Here is a 12,245-nt window from a genome sequence, read left to right as displayed (position 1 = left end):
AATCAGTTGCGCTCAAACGTTTGATACAGTGATTGGCTTAACTCAACACTTTCAATACCAAAACCGCCAATAATGGCACTGCTTGGTATAGGAATGATTTTGTTGTCAGCCGCCGCTGGTGTAGCCGCTAAAAGAGGAAACTTCTCGATAATGCCTTGCTGTCCGCCTAATGCATCCCAAGTGCGTTGAGCAACCAAAATATAGTCTGGTTGAACGCCGACGATTGCTTCAAATGACATCGACTTATAAGAACTAAAATTACTGTTAATTGGGTTGGTTGCACCTGCAAGCTGGATGATCTTGTCTATCGTCGTTTCAGAGCCTGCGACCGTTGCCGGTCTTCCTTCGCTGAGCATGGCAAAGATAGCTTTAGGCTGGTGCGCTGAATCAAGGCTCTCCAAGGTCTCAATCTGTTGATGAAGCTGTTGCTTTAGCTCGCGAGCTTGCTGCTGTTTGCCAGTTATCTTGGCAATGGCATCGATTCGGCCAGCAAGATCAGATTCACTATCACCAGATGGCACGGTAATAACCTCGATGCCTGCAGATTTTAGTAACTTTAATGTCGAATCAGGCCCCATTTCATGAGAGCCAATCACATGAGTGGGATTTTGAGCCATTAGACCTTCAGCCGAGAGTTGGCGATGGTAGCCCACCTGTGGCAATGAACCAGACTTATCAAAGTGGCGACTCGTTACATCAATGGCAACAAGTTGGTCTTTTGCATCTAGCGCGTACATAAGCTCGGTAATGCTTGAGCCAACACTGATGATTCTGTTCTGCTCATCAGTTGAGTTGGCAAAAGCGGGTAGCGCGAACAAAAGGCTAAGTATTAAGAGGAATGGTTTCATTATTTACTCTCTTCCATGACGATATTGGTAGCGTCGATATTATTGTTTTGAAGCCACGCGAGCACCTTAAGCATGGACTCAACGTCGGCGGATTTATCGGGTGAGATAATCAAATCTCGTTTTGGTGATGCCTGCACCTGAAGTCGCAATTCATCAGTAAACTCTTCCCAACTTTGGAAGCTAACGCCATCGATGGCCCATTTTGGCTCGGAGGCAAGAATATTCACTGCAATGACTTCTTTGTCTTGATCGTTCAAGACTTGAGCATCGTCGGTTTGCGGTATTGATACATCCATGGTTTTTATGGTGATGTTTGCAGTCAATAGAAGAAACACCATGACAATGAAGATGATGTCCAGCAAAGGAGTGAGGTCAGGAGTGAATTCCTCATCAAACAAACTGGATTGCGACTTGATCATGCAATGACCTCTTCACATGACTTAGCATTGTCTTGGCAGTCAATATAAATGCCTTCTATATGCAGATTACTGTGGTTTAGGGTGTATTCGATCTTGGCCAAGGTTTTCTCTACCCACATGCTAAGAAGTTGTGCACCAGTAATCGCTGGTAGAGCGATAAGTAAGCCAACTGCAGTAGTCGACATCGCCAAACCCAGGCCATCTGCTAGGACTGCAGGGGAGATTGCACCAGAGGTGTGAGCAAGCCCCTTAAACATGTCAATCAAACCAAGCACTGTGCCGAGCAAGCCTATTAGAGGGCTAATAACGCCGATAATGGACAAGATACGTATGCCGGATTTATATTGCTGGCGCTTTTTAAACAACCAAATACTTACCGCTTCTTCGCGCAGTTCTTTGGTGAAACTGCGGTGGCCAAGGAGCATGCGCATCGCTTGGTAAATGATGGTTTTACCCTGTAAATCTTGCTCAATAAACTGTTCAACTTGCGCAGAATTAGAAAAGTTTATGTGGTGTACCTTGGAAAGAATCTGCGTGGTATGAGTTCGTCCATTCACCAACATGAACAGGGTGCGTTCAATAATGAGCATCAGTGTAAGGGCTGAAAGTATTGTCAGCGGTATGGTCATCATTCCAAGTTGGCCATGAAGCGTTATCAAGATTTGCATAGTTTGCTCTAGTTAAGTTTATTTAATTAAGTTGAAAGTTGATTGGAACCTGCACTCGATAAGCGATGCGTTGTCCTTGTTCATTTCTGCGTTGAAACTGCCACTCTGAAACCGCATTCAGTGCTGCTTCGTCTAACAGTTTGTGTCCGGATGAATTCACCACGGTTTGCTTGATCTGGTTGCCTTCTTCATTGACCCAAATCTCTACCAATGTGCTTCCTTGCCATCCGCGTTTTTGCGCCAGTCTTGGATAGCTTACTGGGGTTGGCTTGGCTGAAAATGTGGGTTTTTCGACCATTTTAGGCTTACTAGAACTTGCGGCATTCGTAGAAGCGGTTTGCGGTTGTACCGCTTCTTGTTCGCGTTTTTGCTCTACAGGTTTGTCTTTCGGCGTTTCTTTCGATTTAGTTTCGACAGGTTCAGGTAATGTCGGCTTTGGTTCACTCTTCGCTGTTTTAGCCGGCTGAGGTTTTACAGGCTTCGCTACTGGCGATTTCTTATCAACCTGCTTTTTCGGCTTTTCTACGGACTTAGCAACTGGCTTTGGCTCTGCTTTTTTTGGCTGTTCCTTTGTTGCACTTTCCTTCGGTGTACTTTTTTCTGGTAGTGGTGGCTGAGGTTCTACTGCTTTCTTTTCCGCCTGTTTTTCAGGCTGAGCGAGAGAAACAAACTTGATGCTAACTGCATGTCCTTCATTGCTACTTGCAAGGCTTATCTCCTGCTTTGGTGCAGAGAAAGAGAGAGCAACCCCATGAATTAAAAGGGAAACAATGCCAGCAAGTAGATATCTGTATTTCTTCACAGTGGTTGGAAACCATTACCAATTTAGTTCTAATAAAGGGCATTATGCAGATAATGCGAATAATATCAATTATCATTTGCATTATTTATCAAGATCAATATAGTAGTCACAAATTCGAGCGAATGAGATTTGTTCTCATTTAATTATGTGGCACAAATAATAGCAACTCGCCACGCAGAACATTGAAAAGCAAGAAGAAATAATGAATCTTGAATTAAACAACCCAGTTCTTCTGGACCCAGAGATTGTGGGCAACCATACACCTGACCCATTGCGCTTCGCCTTTGCCAAGAAGAAAGGTCCGCATGCAGGTGGGATGGCAAAGCCAGTCCCTACTGAACTCACGCAATCAGCACTAACAAGTGCTTTCTCTGAGCAAGGGGATAAGGGACCTCGCTGTCTTTATATCCATATTCCCTTTTGCCGTGTGCGCTGCACCTACTGCAACTTCTTTCAATACGCCTCAAGCACTAAGCTCATCGACGAGTACTTCGAAGCCTTAAAGAAAGAATTATTGTGGAAGGCCGCAATGCCTTGGACGCAAGCATTTCCGTTTCAAGCGGTATATATCGGTGGAGGCACACCAACAGACTTGAGTGCTAAGCAGATGAAACAACTGGGTGAGATGATTCGGAGCCATTTCCCTTTAACGCCAGATTGTGAAATCACCTTAGAAGGGCGCATCAACCGCTTTGATGATCAGAAGTTTGAATCTGCACTTGAAGGTGGCATTAACCGTTTCTCATTCGGTGTACAGAGCTTTGATACTAAGGTTCGCCGCAGTGCTAAGCGATTAAATGATGGTGAAGAAGTACTAGAGCGTCTTCAGCATTTTGTTAGCTATGACAGCGCTCCTATTGTTATCGACCTTTTATACGGTCTGCCTCATCAGACTTTAGATACTTGGGCTTCGGATTTGGAGTTGTACCTAGAGAGCGGTGCACACGGCGTTGACTTGTACCAGCTGATAGAAATGCAAAATCTGCCGATGGGACGTCTGGTAGAGCAGGGTAAATTACCTGAGCCTGCCAATACCCAAGTTAAGGCGAGCATGTATCAAATGGGCGTTGAGTTTATGGCTAAACACCATCAAAGACGTCTTAGTGTCAATCATTGGAGCTCCGACAACCGAGAGCGCTCTATATACAACAGCTTAGCGAAAACATCGGCGCAGGTAATGCCACTTGGCGCAGGCGCTGGGGGCAATGTGAATGGTATTAGCTCAATGCAGTATCGTGACATGGAAAAATACATTGAAGCAGGCAAAGCTGATGAGTTTGCCGCCGGTATGGCCTTTTACAGTGCGCCAAATGCTAGCTTAGTGAATACCATCAAGGCAGCCTTTGACCGAGGAGTTCTCAGCGAAAGAGTACTACCTCAAGGTATGTTTACGGCGCTTAAACCATTGTTTGATGCATGGCAGAAAAACGGATTAGTGAACCTAAGCAGAGGCTATCTCTCACTGACTCTAGCGGGGCAGTTTTGGTCCGTAACACTGGCGCAAAATTTAATACAGGTTGTTTCTAGTGGACAAAAACAAAACAACCTTATGAAACCACATAACAAAAATATCGACAAAAAAAGCATCAAAGCAGCTTAATTTAGGGGAAGAAGATGTACACATCATTAACGAAGCAACAAGTATTGGAAGCAGTTGCAACCATGATGGAAAATGACGATGCAGTTCCTGTGTCGCAAATGGCCAGTGAACTGAACGTGACAGAGGGCGAGATCACTTTTGTGTTGCCTTCTAGCATGGTGACATCAGTGCCAGGTGAGAAGGCTCAAGAGCTATTAGAGGCTTTACCTGCTTGGGGAAAAGTGACGACTATCGTTCATTCGTTCGGTTCTATTTTTGAGTATAAAGCGCCGTTCCCTAAAGGAAAGGTTGCACATGGCTACTACAACTTAATGGGGCGTGAAGGCGAACTACACGGTCATTTAAGATTGGATCTGGTTAAACATATTGCTTTGGTGTCCAAGCCTTTCCGTAAGATGGCAAGCCACTACATGGGCTTTTACGATGAAGCAGGCGAGTGTGTATTTAAGGTGTATCTTGGCCGTGACAAGAAGCGTCAACTTTTCCCAGAGCAACTTGAAAAGCTAGAGCAGCTTAAAAAGGAATTTGCATAATGAGTACTCAGAACGCAGAAGAGCGCGCGGAGATCAGACAGCAACGCCTACAAGGTCGTTTAGGTCCTGAGGTTCAAGAGTTTCGTAATGCTTGCCAAAGCCTACAGCTAGCGACAATTACCAAAGATGGTCTGCCACACGTTAGCTACTCACCCTTTGCGTTTGATCAAGCGGGCTATTATATCCTAGTGAGCGATCTAGCCGCTCATGGGCAGAACCTTAAAGCCAATAAAAATGTATCTATCATGATGGTTCAAGACGAAGCATCTGCAAAGAGCGTACACGCAAGAAAGCGCCTTACTTTTGATACTACAGCCGAACATATCGATAAAAATTCTGAGCAGGGTAAAGCTGGAATTGAAGCATTGATTGAACGATTCGGCGAAATGGCTCAAAACCTAGCTCAACTTGGTGATTTTAACCTCTACAAACTGACACCTAGCAGTGGTCGCTACGTTAAGGGCTTCGGTCAAGCATTTAACGTCTCAGGTAATGATCTTGTAGATTTCCTTCACTTGAATGAAGGGCATGTCGAAAAAGAGAAGCAAAAAATCGCAGAACTGACTGCCGAACAAGACTAGCTCTCACTTTTCATAATCAAACAATAACTCTAGCCGACTGATATTTTCAGTCGGCCGGGCACTTACATTTTTATAAAACGGATTTTGGGTCAAACCATGTATAAAAAAACAAGTCTGGCATTAGCCATCAGCGCAGTGTGTGCATCATCAACTGTATTCGCAGAAGAAACTTTCACCTTTGATGAAGTCGTTGTTTCGGCAACGAGAACTGAACAGAATAAGAGCGATGTGTCTTCCTCGGTTGCAACCGTGAGTCGCGATGATCTCGACGCGGAAATGAACAGCAATCTTAAAGATACCTTGAAATATACACCGGGTGTTCAAGCTCAAGGCAGTGGTCGCTTTGGCGTATCGGGTTTTAATATTCGAGGTATGGAAGACAGTCGCGTTAAGGTGATGGTCGATGGGGTTCAGCAACCCGTGCCGTATAACCCAGGTGCAAGCCAGCAACGCAAATATCAGAATACCATTGAGACAGATACGCTAGCAGGTATTGAAGTAAACAAAGGCCCATCTTCTAGTTTATACGGTTCTGACGCGCTAGGCGGCGTGGTACTTATGCGTACTAAAAACCCTGATGATGTATTGGTTACTGACGGTGATGAGCATCGCTTTGGTATCAAGTCGGGGTATTCTTCAGTTAATAGTGAATTTAAGAATACGGCGACGTGGGCAATGCGCCAAGGCAAGTGGGAAACCATTGCTATGTTCACCTACGCAGATGGTAGTGAATATCAGACACACGGTGATGGTGCGGATATCTTAGGCCCTGATCGCGGTGCAGCCGACCCTGCCGATACGAAGCTTTACAACGGTTTAGCTAAGGTATTTTACCAAGCGAATGACAATCATCGCTTGGGTGTGACCTTTGAGTATTTCGATTATCAGTATGATTCGTTCCTAGCTTCTGAAGAGGGCTATGAGATCATGCCTGGCTTTGTCTATACCGATTCTTTTGTTGAAGACAACAACAATCGAATGCGTATTGGTTTTGAACATGAATGGGCGATGAACAGCCTAATTGCTGATGATTTGGCGTGGAAAATCTCGTATCAAACCACAGAAAGTGAATCGAATAACTACGACACGACGAATTGGGTTTCCGGAGGAATCCCTATTTACACAGACCGCATTCGTAACCGCCAACGTATTGCACAAGATGATTCTTACCAGTTTGATATGCAGTTCAATAAGCTGATTATGGCTGATGGCCATTATCATGAGCTGACTTATGGTGGTAGCTTCTTGTACAACGACTTCTCTTTGGAAAACACGGATCACTTTATTCAAAGTGGTACTGGTGCGCCGCCGAGTTCGTCTCCGGGTAGCACAGGTCTGCCTAACGCAACGGTACAGCAATGGGGTATCTTCGTTCAGGATCAAGCTTTCTTAATGGAAGAAAAACTGGTTCTTTCTGCTGGCCTTCGTTATGACTCTTTCTCAACAGATCCTGATACCACAGACGGTTATGGCGTTGAGCACGAAAGCAATGACAACGATGCATTTACCGGACGTGTCGGTGCGGTTTATCACGTAGCAAATTGGTTTAGCCCTTATGCGCAAATCAGCCAGGGCTTTAAAGCACCTACCGTGTATGATCTTTACTACTCGTACAGTGAAGGTGCAATCTTCATGGGTAATCCAAATCTAGAAGCAGAAACCAGTTTGTCTTATGAAGTGGGCTTCCGTGGTACAGGTAAGATCTACCAATATGAAGTGAGTGCTTTCTACAACCAATACGATGACTTTATTACAAGCCAAGTGATTGGGCAGGCAGGTGATAAAGACATCATTACCATGGTTAACATCGATGAGGCGAAGATCTACGGTGCTGAAGCCGCAGGTACCATCCTTGGTCCTAAAGGCATGTATACCAAGTTGAGCATTGCTTATGCCTATGGTGAAGATGTAAATACTGGGCGTGAGCTAGATTCAGTCGCGCCACTGACTGGTGTCATCGGACTTGGATATGACAATGAGAACAAGACTCTAGGTGCTTTAGTTAACTACACCATGGTAGCAAGCAAAGATAGCTGGACAGAAGAAGATAACATCGATGCTCCTTCTTATAGCTTGCTAGATGTGACAGCATACTACCGCCCAGTACAAGACTTAACATTGCGTGCTGGTCTGTTTAACGCCTTTGATGAAAAATACTGGCTATACGAAGACCTAAGCGGCAGCACTGAGCGCACGGACTTTGATACTCAAGCTGGTCGTAACTGGGGTGTGAGCGCAGAATACTTCTTCTAATCTCATTCCAATTGATAGCCGAGCTCCTATTAGGTGCTCGGCTTGTTGTGTTTTAGAGCATTTAAAACACAACAAGCAATCAATTATTAAACAAGACTCCAATTCAATGCGTACAATTAACACAAGCAACCGTAGAAAGGATTTTGTGTGACCGAACAACAAGCTGGCGAGATGCCAAAGCTCAATAAACAATGGTTATATCAACAGGCAATGAAGCATAAAAAGATGCTTATCTACGCCAACTTCATCGCATTTGTTGCGACTCTAATGAGTGTACCAATCCCTTTGCTTTTGCCTCTCATGGTAGATGAAGTCTTACTTGATAAACCTGCCAATGGTTTGGCATTTCTCAATTCATTCTTGCCTCAAGGGTTACAAACCGCCACCGGCTATATCGTCACGGTTCTTATTCTGATCATCGTGATGCGGGTAGGAAGTCAGGCGCTTAATATTTTACAAACCCGACAGTTTACTCTGGTTTCTAAGCAGTTAACCTGCCAATTGCGTCAATGGATCTTGGATAAGCTAGGCCGTGTTTCCATGCAGCAATATGAGGAAAAGGGTAGCGGGGGACTCACATCTCATCTGGTGACCGATATAGAGACCATTGATAAGTTCATTGGCAATACGCTGAGTCGTTTTGTAATTAGCGTACTCACGGTCATTGGCACAGGTGGCATTCTTCTTTGGCTTAATTGGCAGCTAGGTTTATTTATTATCCTAATGAACCCTGTTGTTATCTACCTTTCTCGCAAGCTTGGGCAAAGAGTTAAGCACCTTAAGAAGAAAGAAAATCAATCTTTTGAGCGTTTTCAGCAAAGGCTTGTAGAAACTCTAGATGGTATCTATCAGCTTCGTGCCGCTAACAGAGAGCAGGAATATCTAGGTAGGCTGAAGCAAGATGCTGAGTCTATACGAGTCGATGCAGATAAGTATGCATGGCAATCAGATGCTGCGAATCGCTTATCGTTCTTAATGTTCCTTATTGGCTTTGAGATCTTTCGCGCAGCAGCAATGTTGATGGTTCTATTTAGTGACCTCACTATAGGGCAGATCTTCGCAGTATTTGGTTATTTGTGGTTTATGCTGTCGCCGGTTCAAGAGCTGTTGAGCATTCAATACTCTTGGTATAGCGCATCGGCTGCCATGAAACGCTTGAATGGGATATTGGATATGCCAGAAGAGAACCGTCCTATTGCCTCTGTGAATCCTTTTCAAAAGGGCGAGCCTATAGAAGTTGAATTTAAGAACGTGGGCTTCTCTTATGATGCGGAACGAAAGGTGCTTGATGACTTCTCGTTAAAGATCCCTAAAGGCAAGCGTGTGGCTTTGGTTGGTGCGTCCGGTGGAGGTAAGTCAACCTTGATTCAGCTTCTGCTTGGGATCTATCAGAAAGATAGCGGTGACATTCTGGTCAATGGGCATACTATTGAAACCGTCAGCTACGAGGCATTGCGAAAAGAGCTTGCAGTAGTGCTGCAACAACCGATGATCTTCAACGATACGCTTCGTCAAAACCTGACCCTTGGACAAGAATACAGTGACAATGAGCTATGGGATGCTCTTGAGGTTGCCCAGCTTCTTAGCCTAAGAGATACCCTGCCTAAAGGACTCGACTCTCATATCGGTCGTCAAGGTGTTCGCCTATCCGGAGGACAGAGGCAAAGGCTAGCTATCGCGCGAATGGTGTTGAGCAACCCTGAGTTAGTGATCCTAGATGAGGCAACCTCGGCGCTTGATACCTCCACGGAGGCAGAGCTGCACCTTGCGCTAAATCGCTTCTTGAAGAATCGTACTACGTTAATTGTTGCTCATAGATTATCAGCAGTTAAACAAGCTGACCTTATCTATGTGTTGGAAGATGGGAAGGTGATTCAATCAGGTACACATATAGATTTGATTGAAAAAGATGGGCTATACCAAACGCTCTATGGCAGCCTGCAGGCTGGTTAAGAGGCACAATAAAGCCGGCAATGAGCCGGCTTTTTACTGACTGGTTGAGAGGATTACTGCGCCATTGGCATCTCTTTTAACATGGTATCAACGTAGCTTTTGATCCTATCTTCGCTTTTCTCTGGTTCCAACTCAGGAGCGGATGCACCTTGTGCTAAAGCTCTCCATTTTAGCTCCATAAGCGGATAGTTATACATTGCTATGAAGATAGTACCTTTCTGCTCAGTATCGCTAAAATCAGAGGCTGGTATACCGGTCGCTAGCTGCGTTTTATCGAACAGTTCATCGTCATTTAATTCAGATTCAACCGCTACGCCGTAACCAACAATGAAATTAGGCTGCTGTTGAAGTGACACTCTTTGATAGCCCTTTTCTTCTAGGCTTTTGCTGATGGCTTCATTAAATACATGTTTAATCGTTTTCTTACTGACTCCAGAGTCAACATACGCCACACCGGACTTAGGGTGCCAAGCGTAGGTTTTCGCTCCTGGTCGAACAAACTGGAAGTCACCGCTAGAAACGATTCCGATGCCAAAATTATTGGCAGGCTTAGTTGTTGTGGTACAGGCGGATAAAACTAGGGCAAAAGCTACAGCGAAAAGCCACTTCATGATCACCTCAAAACAATAGGGTAAGTAATGTTAAATATATGTTTAATTGAATGGTTCATGAGCTAGAATAGACGAGTAGACAATTAAAAGTCCAGTTAAAACGGTAACATAGAGTTGTTACACTCATACCCAAGCTCATAAGAAAAGGATTTCATGTGGTAAAAGGAATTTGCTACTCGTGGTTAGTGAGCAGTCTCGCTCTATTCAGTTTCCCATCTTTCGCGGTAGAACCACTCTTTCCAACACCTGCTGATGCAGAACCTACCTTCGTCGATAAAGCGTTTGATTTCGTTGGTGCAGATGGTGGATTTGACCCTGAGAAAGGGGTTGATATGAGCTACATTCCGTCGGTGTTTTATAACCCTGAGCAAGAATTCGGCGCAGGAGTATTGGTTATTGGTTTGTACCAGACTGATTCTGCTATTAACTATGAACAGCCGTCTTCTTTTGTGATTAACACCTATGTCTCAACCAACCTTTCTCTCGGACTTAGCATCGATAATACTACTTTCCTTAATGAAGGCCGGAATCGCTTTGAAATAGTGGCTGAGGCGTATGATGAGCCGGTTGTGTATTACGGTAAGGGGTATGAGTCGGCGAGTAACGATGAAAACAAGGTACTGTACACTCAAACTCTTCTTCAGGTGACGCCTCGTTGGTACCATAAGATTGCTGATAACTGGTTTTTGGGTATAGGCGGTAACATAAACTACACAGGCACACGAGACCCTGAATTGGGTGACGAGGTGTTAGTAGGCAACGAGATGTTATTTGACGATCTAGAATCCAATACCTCAGTCGGTGTGCTAGGCACCCTGTTATATGACTCTCGTAATTTCGTTGAGAACACCGAATCAGGCACTCTGTTGCAGGCGGATTTTGGCGCTTACTACAGCGACTTAAATTCGGACTCTTTTGGTCGCTATGATATAGAGCTAGCTCATTTTATCGACCTAGAGCCCGTTCCGGGAGTGCTTGCGTTACAAGGCCAAGGTAACTTTACTTCCGGGGAAGTACCATGGAATAGACTGCCTGATCTTGGCGGTGCATATGCGATGCGTGGTTATATCGTAGGGCGTTATAGAGACGAGCAAATGGCGATGATGCAGGCGGAATATCGACTACCTATCTATCGTCGCTGGGGAAGTGTCTTCTGGGCTGGTGTAGGTTCTATCGGTGAAGATGTTGATCAACTAAGTGATGACATACTTACCTCGTATGGTTTAGGACTACGGTATCGCCTGAAAGGGCGCATTAACCTAAGAGCTGATCTTGGGTTTGGCGAAGACGAAACCTTATTCTACTTTAATGTGAACGAAGTATTCTAACTTCTCCCTTCATAAAAAAGCGACAGTACCATTCTTCATAACTAGAGGAGAGGGACTGTCGCTTTTTTCTAGGTGTAAGCAAAATAGAGATTAAAAGAAGTGGCCTAACCCGTGTAGTGAAGATATTAGACTTGGTAAAGCAATTAAGCCGATTTTTACCACAACAATAATCGCTATAAGGCGACCAATTTTGTGGGTAGTAGCTTTATTTAGCTCATCTGCATGTTGACTGTATATCATGCGAATACCTCATGAGTGAATGAATACAGGAACAACTTACTCTTAATTGTGGTCAAAAAAAGCGCACGTCATGAAAAATTTGAAGTGCATCTAGGGTGTGATTATGTTCTATGATGTCGGCCACATAATGAAATATGAGCACAATTTCATGCATTATGAACGTGGTTTCACTACTTTTAGTTTAAAGCAATCACATATAGCAGCACGCAAAAAAAAGCTCGACACCTTCAGTATCGAGCTTCATCAGTAACCGAATATGACGTCGGCTTAGTTTGTTTCTTCTTTATCGGCTGTGATTGAAAGTAGCCAGATACAGATAGCGGCAACAGCTGCAAAACCACCTATGATAATCACTGGCATAGCGCTATAACCCAATACGTGCCAGATGATGGATTCTAATTGACTCATA

At 44.4% G+C, this 12,245-nt stretch carries 12 protein-coding genes; 6 read left to right on the top strand and 6 right to left on the bottom strand.

The genetic code is table 11. The features are described 5' to 3' along the window. Positions 1–2: 2 nt before the first annotated feature. The 4 genes from OCU46_RS15155 to OCU46_RS15140 are packed head-to-tail and all read right to left on the bottom strand — an operon-like array spanning position 3 to position 2,737. Positions 3–848: a heme/hemin ABC transporter substrate-binding protein gene (locus tag OCU46_RS15155; protein WP_141271935.1), complete on the bottom strand. Its 846-nt coding sequence runs from the start codon at positions 846–848 to the stop codon at positions 3–5. Further along, on the bottom strand, positions 848–1,267 hold the full coding sequence (locus OCU46_RS15150; RefSeq protein ID WP_141271936.1) for an ExbD/TolR family protein: 420 nt from the start codon (positions 1,265–1,267) through the stop codon (positions 848–850). The genes OCU46_RS15155 and OCU46_RS15150 overlap by 1 nt, the downstream gene beginning before the upstream one ends. Then, a complete protein-coding gene (locus OCU46_RS15145) occupies positions 1,264–1,935 on the bottom strand; it encodes a MotA/TolQ/ExbB proton channel family protein (protein WP_141271937.1) in 672 nt (223 codons plus the stop codon). Before OCU46_RS15145 ends, OCU46_RS15150 begins: the two co-directional genes overlap by 4 nt. Positions 1,936–1,957: 22 nt before the next feature. Continuing rightward, positions 1,958–2,737: an energy transducer TonB gene (locus OCU46_RS15140; protein WP_141271938.1), complete on the bottom strand. Its 780-nt coding sequence runs from the start codon at positions 2,735–2,737 to the stop codon at positions 1,958–1,960. Positions 2,738–2,939: 202 nt separating this feature from the next. Here OCU46_RS15140 and hutW point away from each other — a divergent pair, with 202 nt between their 5' ends. The 5 genes from hutW (at position 2,940) to OCU46_RS15115 (ending at position 9,657) form a co-directional block, all read left to right on the top strand. Continuing rightward, positions 2,940–4,337, top strand: a complete 1,398-nt coding sequence (gene hutW / locus OCU46_RS15135; RefSeq protein WP_141271939.1) for a heme anaerobic degradation radical SAM methyltransferase ChuW/HutW — start codon at positions 2,940–2,942, stop codon at positions 4,335–4,337. A 14-nt stretch (positions 4,338–4,351) separates the two neighbouring features. After that, entirely contained in the window at positions 4,352–4,870 is a 519-nt protein-coding gene (hutX, locus tag OCU46_RS15130; protein WP_141271940.1) for a heme utilization cystosolic carrier protein HutX, read from the top strand. Continuing rightward, positions 4,870–5,451 (top strand): heme utilization protein HutZ, encoded by a 582-nt coding sequence (gene hutZ / locus OCU46_RS15125; RefSeq protein ID WP_141271941.1) that lies wholly within the window; start codon positions 4,870–4,872, stop codon positions 5,449–5,451. Before hutX ends, hutZ begins: the two co-directional genes overlap by 1 nt. A 96-nt stretch (positions 5,452–5,547) precedes the next feature. Then, entirely contained in the window at positions 5,548–7,704 is a 2,157-nt protein-coding gene (locus OCU46_RS15120; protein ID WP_141271942.1) for a TonB-dependent hemoglobin/transferrin/lactoferrin family receptor, read from the top strand. 171 nt (positions 7,705–7,875) lie between these two features. Continuing rightward, entirely contained in the window at positions 7,876–9,657 is a 1,782-nt protein-coding gene (locus OCU46_RS15115) for an ABC transporter ATP-binding protein (RefSeq protein WP_167495407.1), read from the top strand. 53 nt (positions 9,658–9,710) lie between these two features. On the opposite strand, the gene OCU46_RS15110 is transcribed toward OCU46_RS15115, so the two are convergent. Continuing rightward, on the bottom strand, positions 9,711–10,268 hold the full coding sequence (locus OCU46_RS15110) for a DUF4136 domain-containing protein (protein WP_141271944.1): 558 nt from the start codon (positions 10,266–10,268) through the stop codon (positions 9,711–9,713). A 155-nt stretch (positions 10,269–10,423) separates the two neighbouring features. Between OCU46_RS15110 and OCU46_RS15105 the strand changes: the two genes are divergently transcribed. After that, positions 10,424–11,596, top strand: a complete 1,173-nt coding sequence (locus OCU46_RS15105) for a BamA/TamA family outer membrane protein (protein ID WP_141271945.1) — start codon at positions 10,424–10,426, stop codon at positions 11,594–11,596. A 507-nt stretch (positions 11,597–12,103) separates the two neighbouring features. Here OCU46_RS15105 and OCU46_RS15100 read toward each other — a convergent pair. After that, on the bottom strand, positions 12,104–12,244 hold the full coding sequence (locus OCU46_RS15100) for a TIGR02808 family protein (protein ID WP_119008872.1): 141 nt from the start codon (positions 12,242–12,244) through the stop codon (positions 12,104–12,106). Position 12,245: the final 1 nt, after the last annotated feature.

It is taken from the genome of Vibrio comitans, from assembly GCA_024346835.1.
In the GTDB taxonomy this organism is placed as follows: domain Bacteria; phylum Pseudomonadota; class Gammaproteobacteria; order Enterobacterales; family Vibrionaceae; genus Vibrio; species Vibrio comitans.
Note: the sequence above shows the minus strand (reverse complement) of the source record. Positions and strands in the feature narration are given on the sequence as shown.

Excerpts from the sequence above, each read along its gene's own strand:
- OCU46_RS15155 (WP_141271935.1), bottom strand. The coding sequence starts at position 848 with ATGAAACCATTCCTCTTAATACTTAGCCTTTTGTTCGCGCTACCCGCT.
- OCU46_RS15150 (WP_141271936.1), bottom strand. The coding sequence starts at position 1,267 with ATGATCAAGTCGCAATCCAGTTTGTTTGATGAGGAATTCACTCCTGAC.
- OCU46_RS15145 (WP_141271937.1), bottom strand. The coding sequence starts at position 1,935 with ATGCAAATCTTGATAACGCTTCATGGCCAACTTGGAATGATGACCATA.
- hutW (WP_141271939.1), top strand. The coding sequence starts at position 2,940 with ATGAATCTTGAATTAAACAACCCAGTTCTTCTGGACCCAGAGATTGTG.
- hutX (WP_141271940.1), top strand. The coding sequence starts at position 4,352 with ATGTACACATCATTAACGAAGCAACAAGTATTGGAAGCAGTTGCAACC.
- hutZ (WP_141271941.1), top strand. The coding sequence starts at position 4,870 with ATGAGTACTCAGAACGCAGAAGAGCGCGCGGAGATCAGACAGCAACGC.
- OCU46_RS15120 (WP_141271942.1), top strand. The coding sequence starts at position 5,548 with ATGTATAAAAAAACAAGTCTGGCATTAGCCATCAGCGCAGTGTGTGCA.
- OCU46_RS15115 (WP_167495407.1), top strand. The coding sequence starts at position 7,876 with ATGCCAAAGCTCAATAAACAATGGTTATATCAACAGGCAATGAAGCAT.
- OCU46_RS15110 (WP_141271944.1), bottom strand. The coding sequence starts at position 10,268 with ATGAAGTGGCTTTTCGCTGTAGCTTTTGCCCTAGTTTTATCCGCCTGT.
- OCU46_RS15100 (WP_119008872.1), bottom strand. The coding sequence starts at position 12,244 with ATGAGTCAATTAGAATCCATCATCTGGCACGTATTGGGTTATAGCGCT.